At 54.3% G+C, this 18,976-nt stretch carries 20 protein-coding genes and 1 tRNA gene; 19 read left to right on the forward strand and 2 right to left on the reverse strand.

The window, feature by feature from the left end; all coding sequences use genetic code 11:
* The first annotated feature begins 270 nt into the window (after positions 1-270).
* The 7 genes from VVR27_RS02170 to VVR27_RS02200 all read left to right on the forward strand — a co-directional run bounded on the left by VVR27_RS02170 (position 271) and on the right by VVR27_RS02200 (position 6,703).
* On the forward strand, positions 271-1,152 hold the full coding sequence (locus tag VVR27_RS02170; protein ID WP_368546883.1) for a DsbA family protein: 882 nt from the start codon (positions 271-273) through the stop codon (positions 1,150-1,152).
* Between the two features lie 143 nt (positions 1,153-1,295).
* Positions 1,296-2,285: a nucleoside hydrolase gene (locus VVR27_RS02175; RefSeq protein ID WP_368546884.1), complete on the forward strand. Its 990-nt coding sequence runs from the start codon at positions 1,296-1,298 to the stop codon at positions 2,283-2,285.
* A gap of 142 nt (positions 2,286-2,427) precedes the next feature.
* On the forward strand, positions 2,428-3,174 hold the full coding sequence (locus VVR27_RS02180; protein WP_251380563.1) for an ECF transporter S component: 747 nt from the start codon (positions 2,428-2,430) through the stop codon (positions 3,172-3,174).
* Positions 3,167-3,925 carry a hypothetical protein gene (locus tag VVR27_RS02185; protein ID WP_368546885.1) on the forward strand — a complete coding sequence of 253 codons (759 nt, stop codon included), beginning with the start codon at positions 3,167-3,169 and terminating at the stop codon, positions 3,923-3,925. The genes VVR27_RS02180 and VVR27_RS02185 overlap by 8 nt, the downstream gene beginning before the upstream one ends.
* Complete coding sequence (locus tag VVR27_RS02190) at positions 3,922-5,145, forward strand: ATP-binding cassette domain-containing protein (RefSeq protein WP_368546886.1); 1,224 nt, start codon at positions 3,922-3,924, stop codon at positions 5,143-5,145. Before VVR27_RS02185 ends, VVR27_RS02190 begins: the two co-directional genes overlap by 4 nt.
* A 50-nt stretch (positions 5,146-5,195) precedes the next feature.
* A tRNA-Thr gene (locus VVR27_RS02195) sits at positions 5,196-5,269 on the forward strand.
* 483 nt (positions 5,270-5,752) lie between these two features.
* Positions 5,753-6,703, forward strand: coding sequence for a hypothetical protein (locus VVR27_RS02200; RefSeq protein WP_368546887.1), 951 nt, complete (start codon positions 5,753-5,755; stop codon positions 6,701-6,703).
* Between the two features lie 260 nt (positions 6,704-6,963).
* Here VVR27_RS02200 and VVR27_RS02205 read toward each other — a convergent pair whose 3' ends face one another.
* Positions 6,964-7,473 (reverse strand): hypothetical protein, encoded by a 510-nt coding sequence (locus VVR27_RS02205; RefSeq protein ID WP_368546889.1) that lies wholly within the window; start codon positions 7,471-7,473, stop codon positions 6,964-6,966.
* A 248-nt stretch (positions 7,474-7,721) separates the two neighbouring features.
* A complete protein-coding gene (locus VVR27_RS02210) occupies positions 7,722-7,937 on the reverse strand; it encodes an alpha/beta hydrolase (RefSeq protein WP_368546890.1) in 216 nt (71 codons plus the stop codon).
* A gap of 289 nt (positions 7,938-8,226) precedes the next feature.
* Between VVR27_RS02210 and VVR27_RS02215 the strand changes: the two genes are divergently transcribed.
* The 12 genes from VVR27_RS02215 (at position 8,227) to VVR27_RS02270 (ending at position 18,965) form a co-directional block, all read left to right on the forward strand.
* Positions 8,227-10,419 (forward strand): acyltransferase family protein, encoded by a 2,193-nt coding sequence (locus VVR27_RS02215; RefSeq protein WP_368546891.1) that lies wholly within the window; start codon positions 8,227-8,229, stop codon positions 10,417-10,419.
* 226 nt (positions 10,420-10,645) lie between these two features.
* Entirely contained in the window at positions 10,646-11,686 is a 1,041-nt protein-coding gene (locus VVR27_RS02220) for an ABC transporter substrate-binding protein (protein ID WP_368546893.1), read from the forward strand.
* 64 nt (positions 11,687-11,750) lie between these two features.
* Positions 11,751-12,791 carry a FecCD family ABC transporter permease gene (locus tag VVR27_RS02225; RefSeq protein WP_368546894.1) on the forward strand — a complete coding sequence of 347 codons (1,041 nt, stop codon included), beginning with the start codon at positions 11,751-11,753 and terminating at the stop codon, positions 12,789-12,791.
* The gene (locus VVR27_RS02230) at positions 12,791-13,837 is read left to right on the forward strand and encodes a FecCD family ABC transporter permease (RefSeq protein WP_368546895.1); all 1,047 of its coding nucleotides are present in this window, start codon (positions 12,791-12,793) and stop codon (positions 13,835-13,837) included. Before VVR27_RS02225 ends, VVR27_RS02230 begins: the two co-directional genes overlap by 1 nt.
* Positions 13,834-14,670, forward strand: a complete 837-nt coding sequence (locus VVR27_RS02235; RefSeq protein ID WP_368546896.1) for an ABC transporter ATP-binding protein — start codon at positions 13,834-13,836, stop codon at positions 14,668-14,670. Before VVR27_RS02230 ends, VVR27_RS02235 begins: the two co-directional genes overlap by 4 nt.
* Positions 14,654-15,718: a siderophore-interacting protein gene (locus VVR27_RS02240; protein ID WP_368546897.1), complete on the forward strand. Its 1,065-nt coding sequence runs from the start codon at positions 14,654-14,656 to the stop codon at positions 15,716-15,718. The genes VVR27_RS02235 and VVR27_RS02240 overlap by 17 nt, the downstream gene beginning before the upstream one ends.
* A 64-nt stretch (positions 15,719-15,782) precedes the next feature.
* Entirely contained in the window at positions 15,783-16,595 is an 813-nt protein-coding gene (locus VVR27_RS02245) for an SGNH/GDSL hydrolase family protein (protein ID WP_368546898.1), read from the forward strand.
* Positions 16,596-17,137: 542 nt separating this feature from the next.
* Positions 17,138-17,374, forward strand: a complete 237-nt coding sequence (gene rpmB / locus VVR27_RS02250) for a 50S ribosomal protein L28 (RefSeq protein ID WP_237204168.1) — start codon at positions 17,138-17,140, stop codon at positions 17,372-17,374.
* 2 nt (positions 17,375-17,376) lie between these two features.
* Positions 17,377-17,547, forward strand: a complete 171-nt coding sequence (gene rpmG / locus VVR27_RS02255; RefSeq protein ID WP_185173514.1) for a 50S ribosomal protein L33 — start codon at positions 17,377-17,379, stop codon at positions 17,545-17,547.
* Positions 17,548-17,549: 2 nt separating this feature from the next.
* Positions 17,550-17,855 carry a 30S ribosomal protein S14 gene (gene rpsN, locus VVR27_RS02260; protein ID WP_237204183.1) on the forward strand — a complete coding sequence of 102 codons (306 nt, stop codon included), beginning with the start codon at positions 17,550-17,552 and terminating at the stop codon, positions 17,853-17,855.
* Between the two features lie 85 nt (positions 17,856-17,940).
* Positions 17,941-18,228 (forward strand): HU family DNA-binding protein, encoded by a 288-nt coding sequence (locus tag VVR27_RS02265; protein ID WP_237204185.1) that lies wholly within the window; start codon positions 17,941-17,943, stop codon positions 18,226-18,228.
* Positions 18,229-18,389: 161 nt separating this feature from the next.
* Positions 18,390-18,965 carry a hypothetical protein gene (locus tag VVR27_RS02270; protein WP_368546900.1) on the forward strand — a complete coding sequence of 192 codons (576 nt, stop codon included), beginning with the start codon at positions 18,390-18,392 and terminating at the stop codon, positions 18,963-18,965.
* Positions 18,966-18,976: the final 11 nt, after the last annotated feature.

The following is an 18,976-nucleotide window of genomic DNA, read 5'->3' on the forward strand; positions in this document are numbered from 1 at the left end:
CGAGGTAGCTCTTGTCCTTTGTGGGCAGGGGCTATTTTGTTTTAAGGGGGTGTGTTTTTGGGGTGTGTGGGTTGTGGGTGGTTTTTTCTTGGTGGGTAACCCCCTTTTTTGTTTTAAGTATGTCTCCTTAGAGACCACAGCAAGCTAGCTGACCCCGAACCCGATACTTTCCTGGGAAAGTAGGGATATGCGCTATTTAGCTCTAACTCTCTGGATAAACCACGGTAGGCTTGTTCTAAACTGTTTTCTTCAAGAAAGTGAGCACCTTTAGTGTCCAAGGGAAGTGTATCCTCAACTGACGCCCGTGAGCGCGCCCGCCAGCTGGCAGCGCAGCAGGCAAAGAAATCATCCAAGTCCTCTACTCGCTGGATTCAGCTAACCGTCCTTGCCGTGGTACTACTTATCGTTGGTATCATCGCGGTAGTAGTCGTTAACGGCAACAAAAACCAGATTGCTGAATCAGGACCCGTACCAGCGTCTGCTAACCAGTACGGTGGTATCGTCCTGACAGCTGATGGCATTAAACAAAACACCAGCACTGAAGAGACCCGCGACGTTAATAACCTAGGCACGTCAGAGAACAAATACACCAACGCAGAAGGCGTTGAAGTTGCTATGCCCCTAGGTGTTGCTACTGCTGAGGAAGCTGAGAATAACGGGGAACCGGTCCGCGTCACCGTCTTCCAGGATTACGACTGCGTGCATTGTGCACAGTTTGAGAGCCAGTACGGTGATGAGATCGAAGAACTGGTGAAGAGCGGAAAAATTACCCTGGAGGTACGCAACTTGACCTTCCTTGACGCCTCTAGCCCCAGCTTCTATTCAGCCCGCGCTAACAATGTTGCCTTTGCCGTAGCTGAGCAGGTCTCTAGTGAACAGTTCCTGGAATTCCAGAAGGAAATCTTTAGCTATCAGGGCACCGGCGGTCTTTCGAATGAAGAGCTCGTGGACATCGCTTCAAAGCACGGTGCTGATGTTCAGGACGCAGTCAATGACAACACCTGGCGTCCCTTCGTTAACGTTGTGACGATGGAATCATCCACTAACGGAATCTCCGGAACTCCCACTATCTTTGCAGATGGTGAGCAGTTCACCGCATCTGATTTCTCCTCCTGGATCAACCAGAAGATTGACGCTAAAGAATCTAACTAAAGCTCCTCACCACTCCCGTATTTGTTCAGGAACACTGGAATAATGCAATAAACTGGGAAACGTACTTGTAGGGACAGCTACAGGGTCGGCTATATGCCGGTCTATAGCTGTCCCTTTTTCTTTACCTTTTCAAGGAGAAGCTCTTGCCCCTTCGCCTTCTGATAGATTGCGACCCAGGTATTGACGATGCTCTAGCTCTTACCTATGCCTTTGCGCACCCAGAGGTAAGTGTAGAAGGCATCGTGGCCACCGGTGGAAATGTAAGCACTGAACAGGTAGGAAGGAATATTCGCGGACTCCTCCATCTGCTGGGCGCACCGCATATCCCCTGGGAGCTAGGGGCCATCAACCCTCTTGCCCAAGCTTTGATAACCACTGAGGAAACCCATGGACCTCTAGGAACCGGGTATGCCCTGCTACCCGGTCAGCAGGAGCCCACCGAAAAAGAACACGGCAGGGGAGCTGAACTGTGGGTAGAGACCGCTGCCCGTTACCCGGGTGAGCTGCACGGGATCGTCCTGGGACCAAGCACCAACCTTGCCCTGGCTCTAGAGCTAGACCCCACCCTGCCCAGCAAACTGGGCAGTCTACACATCATGGGTGGGGCTCTGAACCACCGCGGTAATACCATGCCCACCACAGAGTGGAACGTGCATTCAGACCCCGAAGCCCTCGCCAGCGTGCTGACCGCCTTCGATGGACCAGGTGCCACCTGCTCACCGGTGCTCTGCCCTCTAGACCACACCGAGAACAGCCTCATCACTCCGGAGCGTCGAGCCGCATTGACTGCTGGGGGAGGTGCGTTACTGGAGGCTCTAGACCTGGCTTTGCAGTTCTATATGGAATTTCATGAATCAGACGGGTTAGGCTTCATTGCTCACGTGCATGACCCCTTTGTCACTGCACTTGCCGTCAATACCGCGTTAGATAACGGACTGGTTCTGGCTCAGAGCCTGCCCGTGGCTCTAGACGTTGAGCTGACCGGCACCCTGACCCGCGGTCAGACCGTTGCCGACTGGCTAGGACGCTGGGGCAGAGAACCCAATGCAAAGGCATTGGTCGCTGCGGACGCTGAGACCTTCTTTGAGCACTTCATCGAAACCGTTAGAGCGCGGTACGCGGTGGCAAGTTAGCTAAAACTACCCTACAAAAAGAACGATTATTTATTAGGAAATCATGCACACGACATCTGGACAGAGGTTCTCGTCAGTAAACGCGAACCTCGGTAAAAGAAAGAAACAAGGCGCAACAGAACCCATGACCAAGGGGCAAAAAGTGCTTAGCACATTAGGTGCCTTTGCTATTGTGGCAACCTATCTCTTTGCTGTGCTAACCGCTGGTGGGGGCGCCAACTACACCGGCTACCTAGAAGACACGGCTCAAGCACAAGCAGCGCTATCAATGCCTCTCATGGTGGGCTACACGGCAGGAGTAGTTTTGCTACTCGTCGCAAATCTCTCCCGGTTACCCCTCTCCCTCATCGCTCTCATCCCCTTCGCGGCCGCTTTCAATATTATCCTCGGACAGATTATTGGATTCTCTGGGGTACCCCTTTATCTAGACTCTGTAGCTACCGTTCTCATAGGCCTACTGGCTGGACCGGCTGCGGGCGTCCTGACGGGAATTATCACCAACCTTGCCTGGGGGCTGAGCATCAATCCCACAGCAATCCCTTTTACAGCCGGGGCCGCAACTATTGGTCTTTTAGCTGGCCTAGCAGGGCGCTACGGCCTACACAAGAGACTGTGGGCGTTGCTGGTAGCAGGGCTCCTTACCGGGGTCATCGCCGGCTTGCTCGGTGCACCCATCGCAGCCTTCGTCTTTGGAGGTGGGCAGGGTGTGGGGACCGGATCCATCGTCGCAACTTTACAGGCAGCAGGTCAGTCTCTTCTGGGGGCTACCACTTTGCAGTCTCTCTTATCAGACCCCTTAGATAAAACTATTGCCTTCCTCTTAGCCTGGGTCTTACTCAGAGGACTGCCAGCGCGGGTGCTCCAACAGTTCCAGCGCACTCATGCATAGAACCGCGACCCGGGTGCACCCCAAAACCTGGTTTATTTTTGGGCTGAGCGGGCTGCTGCTTTCCTTTGCGCCCCTGCCCATAGGTGCCCGAGGAGTGCTACTGGTAGCTTTCGTGATGATCTTTGTGTTTGCAGGTGCTTTCACGCAGTTTCTACGCTTTAGCCTGGTGGGCCTGCTACCGGTTGCCCTGGTAGCTTGGACTATCCAAGCGGTTAGCTACAGGGGTCAGACTATCTACACCAGCTGGGAGCCGGTGCCCGGCATCCTTTTTAGCGTTACTGCTGAGGGGCTGGCATTTGGAGGGCAGATGGCATTACAGATTCTCTGCTTTGGAGCTAGTTGCTCCCTACTCTCGCTACTGATCAGCCCTTTAGGTCTTCGTAGTGCGCTGACGTCCTGGCATCTGCCGCCCCGGCTGGTGTACCTGCTGTGTGCATCTCTTAACGCTCCCAGGCAACTGGGGTTTTATGCAGACCTTGCGAAAGAAACGGGGCGGGCGAGGGGCCTGGCTGATTCAAAGCTAACGCACCGAATCTGGCTGCGAATGCGAACGGCCTCTGCGCTTTTTAATCTGGTGCTCCTGGACCAGGAGGTACGGGGAAGAAGCCTGGCTGATAGAGGTCTTGATCAAAAAGGGCCTCGAGTCTATCTAACCACTACCCCGGATAGCACCTGGCAGATTCTTATACGCTGGTCGGTGCTTGGGGCAAGCGCCCTACTCTCCTTAGCCAGTTATGGGGTGGCACTGTGACAGTCTTGTCCAGCAGCGACTTGCTGCACCTCGATAACCCGCGAGTTCGTGCGCTGGTGACCGGGCAGGACGGTAGCGGCAAGAGCCAAGCAGCCCAAGATTATGCTGATGCGCACGGGGGCATCTATATGCCCTGCGCTCCCTACGCGCATATGAGTGGGTTAGCCACCACGGTGGCAGATGAAATTGCCTTGGGGCTAGAACGACGGGTGGGTAGCGTTAACGAGCTAACCGTTGCCGTTCAAGCACTAGCTGCTGACTTAGGGATTGAAGAGCTGCTGGACGCTGACCCGCTCAAGCTATCGGGCGGGCAGACCCAGCTGGTCGCACTAGCCGGTCTCTTGAGTCTGGGTGCTCCTGCACTTGCTATCGATGAGCCCCTCCGCGGATTAGATCAGCGCATGCAGGAACGTGTGCTAAAAACTCTCTGTGCCTATAAAGGGCCGGTGCTGTGGGTGTCAGTTCGTCCCACAGCTCGTGAGAGAGAAAGTGCCAGCCATGTTCTTGACCTCGGCCAAGAAAAGAACAATTATCAGCCTTTGGCCCTGCAGCTTCCTGCGCGGCAGCCCATCACCCTAAGCGCTCAGGAACTGGGGGTTTCCCCTCTTATACCCGTGCGGCGTCGCCGACGAACCAAGCAAACGGCGCCGCCACTACAGCAAAATCTATCTCTTCAACTCAAGAGCGGCGAAACGCTGCTGGTAAGCGGGGCTAACGGTAGCGGTAAGAGCACCCTATTACGAACCCTTGCTGGACTGCAGACCCCAGCGTCCGGGGTGGTGCTAGCCGGTGAGAAAGAACCTGCCACGCTACCTGCTCCCCGGCGGGTGCGGTACGTGCAACTGGTGGCACAGAGCCCAGCCCACCATTTTCTATCCTCCACCGTGGCTGAAGAACTGAAGCTAGGTGCCGGAGCTGACTCATCTCAACAGGTTCGTGAAGGCTTGCTGACTGCTATCGGTCTGCGGGGGCAAGAGAACATACACCCACTTGACCTGCTACCTGCACAGCAGCGGCTACTGACCGTTGCGTCCGCGCTTGCCGGGGCAACGCCCTGCCTTTTACTCGATGAACCTACCGAACAGCTGGACGATCACGGTCTGCAATGCCTAATCAACCTTCTCCAAGCCCACCTGGGGGCTGGAGGTAGCCTCGTTATCGCAACACACGACCCGGCACTCTACACAGCTTTGCACGGTACCCACCTGCACCTTACCTAAACCGCCAAGATGCGAAGCCCCACCCAATCCGCTATGCTAGATAGGCACCCGCCTCCTTAGCTCAGCTGGCCAGAGCACCTGTCTTGTAAACAGGGGGTCACCGGTTCGAATCCGGTAGGGGGCTCTGAACGAAATCCGGTTGTCTCTAGGGTTTTCAAGGTTACTACGGTAATCAGAAGACCGAGAAGCAACCGGATTTTTCTGTCTTGCTAACAGATTTGCTAACAGCAGACACGGGTTCCTCCTTCCGGGATATTGAACATGTGGCTGACGAAACCTAGCATGCAACATATATTAAATCTTAATATAAGTGACTGTCCGCTCTACCACTGGTCATAGCCGGTTAACAACCCTGTTAATTTTTTTCATCACGGTACTCATTTGCTGGACCGGCCTGTGCATAACTGGCGTGAGTAACCCCTTGCCCTATCAGCTAACATCAAAGAATTCGTTGACTGATTATAAAGGAATGCGAGGGGCTTTCGGTTAAGTTGTGGTAATGGTTGATGAGGGTGGCTGTATTACTTACAACTCTGCTTGTCAATTATTTTTTCCTTCTTTCATGTCTTTGGAGATATACATCGTCTACCAACCATAAAATTTGTATATGAGTTTTGCAGCAACAGTTTATAAAGTTCTCATTGCTTCCCCGTCAGATGTCAGGGAGGCCCGAGGTGAAGTTGAGACAGCAATACACCAGTGGAATACGCATAATGCTGAGAATCATTCCGCGATCTTACTTCCATGGAGATGGGAAGACGGAGGCATACCTCTCTTGGGTGATAGTCCGCAGAACATCTTAAATGATCAGGGCGTTAAATCTGCTGACATCGTCATCGCGCTGTTCGGAACTAGACTTGGAGCTCCAACAACGAACTACGATTCAGGAACCGTTGAGGAGATTTTGGAATCACTAAAGAATGATAAGCGCGTGCACGTTTATTTTTCTGATCGATCTGTTGAGCTTAGTCAGATAGATATAAAACAACTCGTTTCTTTGCAGGCCTTCAAGGAGAGGTTGGGGGAGCTTGGGCTTTATGATAGCTTCGATTCACTGGAAAATTTAAACAAAAAAGTATTAAATGCAGTGAATAAAGATGTTTGGGACTTGCGAGAAACCTCAACTCAAAAATCATCTGATAGGAGAGCCCCAGAACAGGAGCCGAATGCTCATTTTTCTTTGGAGGGGGAGGGTGCAAATTTATCTGCAGCAACAAATGGTCTCGATAAAAATCAAGTAGAGTTTAGAGTTCAGCCCCGCAATGAACGAGAATTTAAAGGGACTGATAAGCGAGGGAAAGCGCAATACAGATTACGAAATTGGATCGAAGTAGAAAACATCGGCGGTAGAGATGCTGAGGACGTAACATTTGCGGCTCAAATTGATGAAGGGCGATTCATGAGGTTGATGGTTCCCGAAAATCCGATAACTATTCAGTCAGGAAGTAAAAGGGAGCTCCCTGTCCAGTATTCAGCTGCCGGAAAATCAGGGGCCAAAGTTACAATACAGTGGTCTTGTGATGGACAAATGGAAGAAAAAACTTTCAATGTTGAGTAGTAGATAACTTCATTTCATCTGTGAGAATTTTCTTTACTGATTCAAGGCTCCTCCAGTGCTACCTCGTCTAAACTCCCTAAGTTACCAACGAACATGCAAGGCCCGGGCTTTTGCCCCCTTGATCGTTGCACTCATCCTATACTTTGGCGGGGTAGGGGGAAGGGGATGTAAAAATCTAGCCTCAACGAATATGAAGTGAAGGTATTTTGCGCACTCTGCTTGGTGCCTTTGACTGCTAACTCATCGCATGGTTTAGGTTTTTACTTTTTAATTATTGGAGTGCTCCATGCTCTTTTGCCTTGTAACTCAGCTACATTCCAGTATTTGCCAGGGTGAACTCTAATTTTGTTTTGTACATTTGTTAATAGGGCGTCAGTCTTGCTCCTCGATTTCCGAGGCATCCGAGCAATAAAATCTGCGACAATAACCTGAAAAACCTCGATAGTTCTCAGTCTTCGATAACAGACTGTAATGAAGGTTCCCTCGATTACCGGCTGAACGCGAATCAACTGATGTGAGTTCCTCTGCATCGGCCATGGTATATGTGCAGCATCGTTCAGTACATGAACTTTACCTCCATGAAAGTTGTGTATATTTTCAACCCAAACTGGCCAATAATGGAGTCTCTTTAAGATGAGTGAGCCGTTAGATGCCCACTCCACAGTCCATGGATCTTCCCTGCCAATCTGTAGCCAATCAAGAATAGATATAATAAAGGCGACTAATGCGATGAACAAGGATGTTGCAGCAATGTAGTCAGATGTAGTCATAAACTTAGTCTTCCTTATCCAGAACTAGCTAGAGGTCGAGTAAACATGATTCCCCATGCCGCCACTCATCTAAATCAGTTTGAGCTCCTATCTCTAGCTCAAAAGGGTCTAACTTTTCTTCGTGCAGATACATCATGTCAATGTCGTATCTAGCCGTAGCTTATACCCTGGCTTCCTAGATGCTCATCCGGGCACCTTCAGCGTATTGATTAATTGGTTGCTTCGGTTCAGTGACCAGATTATGCAATCTATCTAGACTCTGCATCGTGTTTGTTGCAGTTGAAGATAACCGACCATTCTGTAGCAGAAATTGTTGACTCAACCTCAGCTATCCACTGCTGCCGATTTACATAGTTCCAATCAGAATGCTCAACTCTTGTAAAGCCTTGGTACGACCTCTCAAGATGAGATTGCCAATGATCTGCTCCAGAGTTCGTGTATCCGGGGCTACCAACATATTTCATACATCTCACTTTACTGAGCCAATTAGCAAGGAGACTATCTAAGGAAGATAATTGGTGGGGCAAAATATGATGGTGGGTTCATGTTTGTGCAAAAGAACGCACCTGCGTACCCGTTATTCCAAAATGCCTGCGTGGTAAACTAAATGCTGACCACGGGGAGGACGCAAGCACCCACCAGGTGCTAACGTGCTTACCCAAACAGCCTGATTTGCTCCAGCGAATCAGGTTTTTTCCATCACGGGATAAAAGTCGTGTTGCGGCTCACCACCCCATGCGGAAGGCAACACACATGTCAAAGCAATCAGTGCTCCACCCTTCAAACGAACGTTTTATTGAGCAACCCCGCTTCCGCCCCGAAATTCAGGGCCTTCGTTCGCTTGCTGTGCTACTGGTCGTTACCTACCACGTCTGGTTCGGACGAGTCTCAGGTGGCGTTGACGTCTTCCTCTTCATCTCAGCCTTCCTGCTTTCACTCTCGTCGCTAAGAAAAATACACGACGGCAAACCACTCCAGGTCATCAAATACTGGCTGCACGTTTTCCAGCGACTTCTACCAGCGGCCCTCACCGTCATCCTAGGCACCCTAGTAGCTGCCTACTTTATCGTTGCGCCCTCGCGCTGGAGCTCGCTACTGGCAGATGCCAAAGCTGCCGTCTTTTACTTCCTTAACTGGCGACTAGCCAACAACGCTGTGGACTACTACGCCCAGGACGCCACCACCAAGACACCCTTCCAGCACTTCTGGTCCCTCTCCATGCAGGGACAGATCTTTATTCTCTGGCCACTCCTCTTCACCCTTGTTGGTTTCTTAGTGTGGTACCTGCGGCTTAAAACAACCGGGGTGGCTCTGCTCATCTTCGGTAGCGTTTTCGTTGCCTCCCTCACCTTCTCCATTAAAGAAACCGCCACCAACCAAGCCTTCGCCTACTTTGACACCCGCACCCGCCTCTGGGAATTTGCTGCCGGTGCTCTTTTGGCGATTCTCCTTCTTAAGTGGCAAGCACCCCGCAAAGCCCGTGTCGTTATGGGTTGGGTAGGCATCGCGGGACTTGTCTCCGCCGGGTGGCTGTTACCTATCGAAACTGGATTCCCCGGTTACCTAGCCCTCTGGCCCCTGCTCTCGGGTGCCATGGTTATCGCTGCCGGGCAGACCGATTCAAAATTTGGGGCAGACCGCTTTCTCTCTGCTGCGCCCCTTCAAAAAATGGGCGCCATTTCCTACTGCCTCTACCTGGTGCACTGGCCAGCGCTAATCCTTTACACCACTGCTGTGGGTAAAGAGCAAGCTGGCTGGATAGACGGCAGCGTCATTATTCTTGGGTCGATTGCGCTGGCCTGGGTGCTGCACACCTGCGTCGAGAAGCCTATGAGAGCACTGGACAAGAAACCTCTCATGAATGCTCGCAAGAAGCAGGCAACTGACGCGCCTCAGCTGCCCTGGGCTAAGAAACCCTCTATGGCTTCAAAGCTAGCCGGTTACCGGAGACCAGCTGCTACTCTAGCCGTACTTTTGGCTCTGGCTTCCTTACCTCTGAGCGCTGCTCAAGCCTGGGTGAATAAGCAAGAAGAAGAAACAATGGCTCGCGCTGAAACCGCTGGTTCTGCGGCATACCCGGGGGCACTAGCGTCAGACCTTAACGCTCGCTACCGTGACCTCCCCGTCCCCTTAGCAGACCCAGTCTCTCAATTTGATGGACTCTCTGAGAACTGCACGGGCCAGTTCGCCGTTATTAACCCAGAGCTGGAACAATTCTGTTCCGCTCAAGCGTGGGGTGCAGAAGACGGCCCTTTGACCATCATCGTCGGTGACTCTCACGCCCAGCAAAGCATCTCAATGATGCGCCCCATCGCACAGGATAACCACATGACCTTGATGGCCTACCTGCTGGGTGGCTGCAAGTTCCCTACCACCTCAAGCTGGGCGGACTGTAATAACTTCAGTACCGCTATGATCGAAGAAATCCTTGCTCAGAACCCTGCTAACGTTGTGCTGATTTCATCGGTCAGCATGGATAACGACCCCAACGACGGCACCCCGCCGCGCTACGATGAGGCAGTTCAGCGTTTCACGGACGCAGGGATTAACGTTATTGGCATCCGCGACAATCCTCGCTACGAGTACAACATGTATATCTGTGGCCAGGAAAATATGCGTTCTCTCTATGACTGTGGCGCCAACCGTGCCGATAAAGTGGCGGGGCCATCACCAGATAACGACCTGATGGAAAATACCAACTATTTCTCTATTGATCTCACCGAACAGCTCTGCCCTCAGGGCTGGTGCCCTGCCATCATGGGCAATGTCTTTATCTACATCGATGACAACCACATCTCCAAAGCTTATGGGCAGACCCTTTCTCCCTTTGTACAGCAGCAACTTCAAGCCCAAGAATGGAACCCCTGGGGTGGTACTTCGCCTGAGGATTATGGCAACGAAGAGGATGCCTTCGCTGATGCTCTCACAGAAAATGGTGAACTATAAACCGGAGAAATCGGCGCGAATAGACAAGAAAAGCACCATGATTAGGAGCTTAGTCTAGGCAACCACTATTTCTTGAGGTCTGGAAAACTCGCTGGTAAGTATATGAATCAAGTACACCGTTTTGCGGATTAGCGCATAAAAACATATTGTTATTATGTTTAGGTATACCTAATTCGACTTCTAGCACTCCCTAATCGCTAGACCGCTCTACCAGGAGAATACAGAAATGGTTGTCATCTCACGCAGCGCCTTCCTCAAGGCAGCAGCCGCTACCGCAGCAGCAGGTCTACTCGCAGGTTGCACCACCGGCTCGGGAGACACCTCCAACAGCGACCCTTCCGGCGCAGCGGGGGAGAGTTACACCGTCAAGCATGCCTTCGGTGAAACCACCTTCGAGAGCGTACCCCAGCGTGTGGCCGTGGTGAATTACTGGAAGAACCCAGATGTCCTTCTTGACCTGGGCGTCGTACCGGTTGGTACCCCCACCGTGACCTACGGTGGCAACGCAGCAGGCTCAACCGATTGGTTTGATGCAAAACTTGCTGAACTCGGCGGTGAAACCCCCACCTTCTACGATGAAACAGACGGCCCCGATTACGAGACCCTAGCTCAGCTCAACCCCGATGCCATCTTCTCCGTCTATACCGACATGAGCCAGGAAGTCTACGATAAGCTCTCCGGCATTGCCCCCGTGGTGGCTATGCCCGAAGGCGTAGCTTCCTACGCGGCGTCCTGGGAACAGGTAGTAGAACAGGCAGGTGCCATGCTGCAAAAGCAGGATGAGGCCCAACAACTGATTGAAGCAACCCACAAGACCATTGAGGACGCCGCAGCGCAGTACTCGCAGCTCTCCGGTAAGACCTTTGCCGCCGGCATGTTCAGCCTTGAAGAGCAAACCTTCAGTGCTTACACTGCCACCGATTCCCGCTCACAATTCTTGACTTCTTTGGGGATGGAGATCAGCCCTTACATCACCCAGAACACTGCTGATGACTCAGGCTTCTTTATCGCTGTTTCCGGTGAAGTCATTGATCAGGTAGAGGCTGATGTTGTGTGGGCCTGGGGTACCTCAGCATCCGATGAAGCAGATATCACGGCAGATCCCCTCTTCTCTCAGATGCCCGCAGTGGCCGACGGTGGGCTAGTGGTTGAAACCGATAACGCTGTATCTATCGCTGTATCAGCGGCCTCACCTCTATCACTGAACTGGGTGCTTACCGAAACCCAGACCCTGCAGAAGCTTTCAGCAGCGGCTGACAAGAGCTAGACACAGCGCCGCCGCCAGGAGTCTTGCTCCCCTGGCCTAGCTCTGCCGTCTTTTCAGATTGCATATGACACCATTTCGTTTAGCCCAGCGCCATTCCGTACCAGCCTCCACCCAGAAACGAGCAGTAGTTCTGCTGGTCCTCTTGGTGGCTTTTGGCGCAGCAGCGGTTCTTTCCTTTGCGGTGGGTGCCCGCGCTATCAGCTTCAATACGGTCCTGGCCTACCTCACCGGGAGCGAAAATTTGGGGCAGACGGACGCCGCGGTCCTCTCCCAGCGCCTGGTACGCACCCTGTGGGCAGCGATGGTGGGGGCGGCTCTAGCCCTTGCCGGTGCCGGCATGCAGGGTGTGACCCGCAACCCCCTGGGGGATCCGGGTATTTTGGGTGTCAATGCCGGGGCGTCCTTCGCGGTCGTTGCTGGGATTACCTTCTTCTCAGTGCAGAGCACCAGCGCCTACGCAGCCTGGGCTTTTGTGGGCGCTGCCATCGCCTCGGTGCTGGTCTACAGTCTTGCCTCCCTGGGCAAGGGAGGGGCTACCCCCGTCAAGTTAGCCCTCATGGGTGCAGCTATCTCAGCTGGCCTCGGCTCGCTCACCACCGCCCTGATTCTGCAGAACCAGAACGCGCTAGATAGTCTACGCCGCTGGCAGGTAGGAACCGTTGCCGGTGCCCGCCTAGAAGACCTCACTCCGGGAGCCTTCCTCCTGCTCATCGGTGCTCTCATACTGATCAGCGGCGCCAAAACCATTAACAACTTTGCCCTCGGTGATGACGTAGCAGCCTCCCTGGGGGAAAACGTTGCGCTCAAACGCCTACTGATGGCGCTCGCCATCACCTTGCTCGTGGGAACCAGCGTGGCCCTGGCCGGCCCCATCGCTTTTATCGGACTGATGGCCCCCCACGCGGTGCGTGCCCTGGTAGGCTCCGACTACCGAGCTCTACTGCCCCTGTCCGCCCTCTTCGGTGCGGTGATACTCATCCTGGCCGATACCGTTGGACGCGTCATTCTACCCCCTCAGGAAGTCCAGGTAGGGGTAACTACGGTAATAGTTGGTGTGCCCGTCTTCATCTACCTGGTTCGCCGCGCAAAGGCGGTCAACCTCTAATGAGCGTTAGCCTGACCGGAAGAGAACACCTTACCCAGATCCGCCGTGCCGCCCGTAAACGCCCGCACCTGGTATTGGCCCTGCTGTCACTGACCCTGTTAGGGGCGCTCGCCGTGCGCGTTTTGCTGGGATCCTACACCGTGACCATCCCAGACTTTTTCACTCTTCTGAGCGGCGGCAACCTCGACCATGCCCGCGGAGCCCGCTATATTGTCATGGAGGATAAGCTACCCCGGGCGGTCCTAGGTGCCCTTGCAGGTCTTGCCTTTGGCGCCGCCGGTGCTATTTTCCAGCTACTGCTGCGCAACCCGTTGGCGTCCCCAGACATTATCGGCATCTCTACCGGTGCCTCGCTGGGCGCTGTTACCGCTATCGTTTTCTTTGGCCTCACAGGTTTCTCGGTCTCACTTTTTGCTATCGGTTTCGCGCTGGTGGTTGCCCTGCTCATTATGTTGCTCTCCGCTGGTGACACCGGCGCAGGTAACCGGTTCATCCTAATGGGCATTGGTATTTCTGCACTTGCCAGCTCAGTGATCAGCTACCTTATGAGCCGTATCTCCAGCAGTGACGCCCAAACGGCAACACTGTGGATGAGCGGTTCGCTCTCCAACGCCAACTGGAACCGTATCAGTATTCTGTCGCTAACCCTGCTCATCCTTCTGCCCACCGTGGCTCTTTTACACCGCTACCTGCACGCCCTTGCTGTGGGGGATGAACTGGCCCACGGGCTGGGCGTTCGAACCCATGCCGTGCGCTGGGGGTTCATCACCCTCGGCGTTCTTTTGGCCGCCGTTGCTACAGCAGCAACCGGGCCTATCGCCTTTGTTGCCTTTGTTTCTGGCCCTATAGCCCGCAGGCTCCAAGGCGGGCCGCACTCCCTAACAGCCAGCGCACTGGTAGGCGCCATCATCGTGGTGCTGGCGGACTTTGTCGGGGCCAACCTGATTCCCAGCGGTAATCTGCCGGTCGGTATTCTCACCGGCGCAGCCGGCGCCCCCCTGCTCATCTGGCTCCTTGCCCGGTCACAGAAAGAAGGCAAAGCATGAAAAAGGTAACCCCTCGCCAGCTGGCCATGAAGAACCTTGCCCTGGGCTATGGCAACCAGACCATCGTTCCTAACTTGAGCTTGGATATACCGACCGGTGAAATTACCGCCATTATTGGGCCTAACGGGTGCGGCAAATCAACCCTGCTGCGCGGTGTCTCCCGCCTGCTCAAACCCACCAAGGGCAGCATCACCCTAGATGGTAAACCGCTGACAACCTACGGGGGTAAGGAGTTCGCTCGCATAGTGGGGTTGCTACCCCAGAACCCAATCGCCCCTGACGGCGTCACCGTAGCCGACCTGGTATCCCGCGGACGCTACCCCTATCAAGGTCTCTTTCGCGGTAACTCTGCTGAAGATGACGCCGCGGTTGCCTGGGCACTTGAAGCAACCAACACCATGGAGCTAGCAGAACGCCAGGTCACCGAACTATCGGGCGGTCAGCGTCAGCGTGTCTGGATTGCGATGGCTCTAGCCCAGCAAACAGACATTCTGCTGCTCGATGAGCCCACTACCTACCTCGACCTAGCCCACCAGGTGGAGCTGCTCGATTTGCTAGCTGAACTTAACGAGGTCCGAGGAACCACCATGGTGATGGTGCTCCACGAACTTAACCTGGCAGCACGCGCCGCCCACCACCTCATCGCTATGAAAGATGGGGCGATTGCTGCTGCCGGTACCGCAGCTAACGTGATGACTGAGCAGAACCTAGAGAAAATCTTTGGACTTCGAGCCTCAGTAACTGACCCCCGCGCAGACGGCTCAACCGTTATCGTCCCTCATGCCCGCCGCCCAGTATCTAGCCACGGAGACTCTCATGTCAGAAACCACTAAAAAGCTCGTTCGCCGGCGCGAGGTTTCCCAGTCCATCAACCAGTACGGCGTCTTTCCCGTGACAGTGAGCGGTGTGCGCCGCCTGTCAGAACACTTTGTGAGGGTATCGCTGACCGGCCGCTCGCTGCACCACGCTGCCTCCGCTATCTCGGACGGGACGGGGCAGGTCTATGACGCCTACATCAAGCTCCTGGTACCACCAGCACATGCGAGCGGTCCCACCATGATTGAACTCGATGACACCTGGCGCCAGCGATGGATGGCTCAACCGGTGGAGGACCGCGGCCACATGCGCACCTACACAGTGCAAAATTCGCGTATGGTGCCGGCTGTTGGTATGGACGAAACTCCACTACTGGGCATGTTCCCCGCTGCAGAGGCAGACCTTAGTGTGCTTGAACGCCCGCTGCCCATCGGCGTCCAGCCTGAAATTGACATCGATTTTGTGTTGCATCAGGATGACGCCGGGCAGCTGGGCCCCGCAGCTGCCTGGGCGGCGTCCGCTCAGGCGGGGCAACAGGTATCTTTCCTTGCACCTTTGAGGGGTAGCGGCCTATGGAGCTCGTGGAACCCGGCGCCTTCCCATAACCTGCTGATGCTGACCGATGAAACCGCAGCACCCGCTACGCTTTCTATTCTGAGGACACTGCCCGCTCACGCCAGCGGCACAGTGCTCTGCGAAGTCCCCGGTCAGGGAGATAACCTTGCCGTGCTCTCAGATGTGCAGGAGGTGACCCGGCGCCTGCCTCAGCTAACCGTCAAGTTCCTGCCTCGGGAGCCTAACTCTGAGCGAGGTGAACGCCTTGCCCATGAGTTGCACAGTGTCTTCAACCTGACAGAGACCGAAACCTACCACTACACCGATACCACCGCCGCTGACGAAGTGGTGTGGGGATTGGCAGAGGAAAATGCCGAAACCTACGTCTTTATTGCCGGTGAATCCTCGGTCATCAAGACCCTGCGCCGCATGTGCGTCAATGAAGCCGGTATCGCTAAAGAAAATATCTCTTTCATGGGGTACTGGAAGTGTGGGCGAGCTGAAAGCTAAGCCTTTGCTGGGCGGGGGAGTAAAGTAGTCTTCGTACGTTTTCCCTCATTGAAAGACAAATTCCGTGCCTCTCTCACGATTAGAAGACAGCATCCGCTACGTTGCGCTGGGGGATTCCCTCAGCGAAGGGGTAGGAGATGACGCACCCGAGCGCCCCAACGGGGTGCGCGGCTGGACAGACCGAGTGGCAGAGCAGTTCATGCTGGCTGATAAAAATGCCCTTTACGCTAACCTGGCTATTCGCGGACGCCTATTGGCCCCCATTATTGAAGAGCAGGTGCCAGCTGCTCTTGAGCTGAAACCCAACCTGGTGAGCCTGGTAGGTGGGGGCAACGATACTTTGCGCCCCGGCTTTGATGTGGATGCCCTGATGGTGCGGTACGACGAAGGGTTTAAGGCTCTGCGAGACGAGGGTATCGAGGTTTTTACCCTGACGGGCTTTGACCCCGGCCCCAAGGGTTTCTTTAGCGGTAACCGGGCGCGTACCGCTCTTTTCAATGAGCTGTTGCGCGAAGTAGCTGATAACCGCGGCGTGACGGTAGTGGATTACTGGCGCGCGCATGAGTTGCTGGATTTTCGCTTTTGGGCACCGGATCGCCTGCATATGAACGCTGCGGGGCATACCGTAGTTGCCGGTAAAGTCTTAGAAACGCTGAGCGCCGAGAACATCAATATGGGTAAGCCCGTGGTGCCGGAGACTATCCGCAAAACCCGCATCCAAGAAGCCCGCGATAATGCAAAATGGGCCCGGGAATTTGTGGTGCCCTGGATCGGCCGACGCCTGCGCGGCACTAGTTCGGGGGACTCTATCAGCCCCAAATATCCAGAGCTGACCCGCTTTGACGCACTGCCGGAGGCAGGTGCAGAGGAAGCTTAACCGCTTCTTAAAAGGATTAAAAGCCTTAAGCTGTTAACATCACAGTTGGGATTACAGCCGTGTAATTTGCCCTTAGGCTCCGGCGGGGTGGGCGCAGGTGAGGGTGTGACTTTCCTTTAAAAACCGCGGATTAAAGCCGTTCTTGACTTGCGAAAAGTGGGATAGGCGGTAGAATTGACGGAAGGTTCATGCGCAGACCTGTGCCTGAAAATGTTAGCTTGCGAGATGCTCTTCGCTCCGAGTGAAGACGCTCTTCGCAAGCTTTTCCTTTGGCTCACAGGTTGCGTGGTATCCCGTAATTACCTAGAATTTAAGGCTGTTCGTAGTGGTGGCAACACCTCTCGTGCACCTAAGCTTCACCGTTTTTCCCGCGGCGGAGGCTCGGTTCGGTCTCTCACCCGAGCTTGAGTCTCAGACACTCTAGCCTTGGAGAATAACCCGGTGCTCTACCTATAGGTGACGGGACGCCCTTGCTGATCGCTGATTTTTCAGTGAACGCCAACTGCGTACCGTCATTTCGTCAACATTTGGAGGAGAAAACTATGGCAGCTGTCTGCCAGGTGACCGGAGCTGTTCCCGGCTTTGGACACAGCATCTCGCACTCGCATCGCCGCAACAAGCGTCGCTTCGACCCGAACGTGCAGAAGAAGAAGTACTTTGTACCTTCACTGCGCCGCAATGTAACCCTGAACGTCTCAGCTAAGGGCATCAAGGTTATTGATGCACGCGGTATCGACGCAGTAGTTGCTGACATTCTTGCACGCGGAGAGAAGATCTAATCATGGCATCAAAGGCTAAGGACGTCCGTCCTATCATCAAACTTAAGTCCACTGCGGGCACCGGCTTCACTTACGTAACCCGTAAGAACCGCCGTAACAACCCCGATCGTATGGTTCTCAAGAAGTACGATCCCGTTGTCCGCAAGCACGTTGACTTCCGAGAGGAGCGCTAAACATGGCGAAGAAATCCAAGATTGCTCGCAACGAACAGCGCAAGGTCATCGTTGCACGCTACGCTGAAAAGCGCCTGGAACTAAAGAAGACCCTGGTTGACGAAAACGCAACCGCTGAAGAGCGCGAAGCTGCACGTCTGGGTCTGCAGAAGCTTCCCCGCAACGCTTCACCCATCCGCGTTCGTAACCGCGACCAGATTGACGGCCGCCCCCGTGGCACCTTCCAGAAGTTCGGCATCTCACGTGTCCGCTTCCGCGAAATGGCACACCGTGGCGAGCTACCCGGTGTTACCAAGTCAAGCTGGTAATCTGTAGCTGATACGGTTAGCCTTGCTATTCAGGGCTAACCCTATAGGCCGCAAGAATTTTTGAAAGTCTCAGGAGGAGCATTTCATGGCTAAGAACCGTAGCGAACTCGTTGCAGAGGTTGCAGAAAAGGCTGGCACCAGCCAGGCAGCAGTGAACGGTGTACTGGATGCACTGTTCCAGGTCTTCGAAGCATCTGTTGCACAGGGCGAGAAGATCACCATCCCCGGTTGGATGGCAATTGAGCGTACCGACCGTGCAGCTCGTACCGGCCGCAACCCGCAGACCGGCGAAACCATTCAGATTCCCGCAGGTCACGGCGTTAAGCTGACTGCAGGTTCAAAGCTGAAGGCAGCAGTCTCCAACAAGAAGTAAATTCTTGCCAAGACTTCTAAGGGAGTCACCCCTCAAGGGGTGGCTCCCTTTTTCTTTAATCGCGCACTTACCGGCATAAGCCCTTGCCACCTACCCTCAGGGCTCTTGAGGGATCTATGAGATAATGAAGCGGTTGGATCCAAATACTTAAGGAGGGCGTCATGAGCAAAGCGCACCGGGTGCTTCGTGCCTGGACCGTTGCCCTCATGGCTACCGTTCTTGGGGCGACCAGCCATACCCTAGCGGGTGGCGAGTTGCCCCACCCCCTCATTTTTGGTCTTGCTACTTCACTGGCCGCCTGCCTTACCCTGCTAGCAACCGCATTCACCACCTCGCGAATGAGCTTAGCGACCGGTGTGCTGACCGGGCAAGGTCTCCTGCACGCCCTATACACGCACGGCTCCACAGTGCAGATAAGCGGGGAAGGGCACCACGCTCACCAACTGACAGTGGTAGCCCACAGTCAGCCCTACAGCTATGGCGCGGATATGTGGGTAGGCCACGCGCTTGCAGCGCTGGCGACCTACAGCGTACTCGCCTACGGGGAGCAACTTCTTGAAGCACTAGCTGCCCTAGTCCACGCCAGTATCAGGGGGCTGACTCCAGTACGAGAGACCAGATTCATCGTGACTCGGGTCAAAGCTCCGGCTCATTTCTTTGCTGTTGGGTCTCACCGTCTTTCCTTCCTGTTAGAAAGCAGAGTCACGCGAGGCCCACCAGCCCACCTTGCTTCGTAAAAGACCAGAAC

This window comes from Rothia sp. LK2492 (assembly GCF_040946345.1).
Lineage (GTDB): Bacteria > Actinomycetota > Actinomycetes > Actinomycetales > Micrococcaceae > Rothia > Rothia endophytica.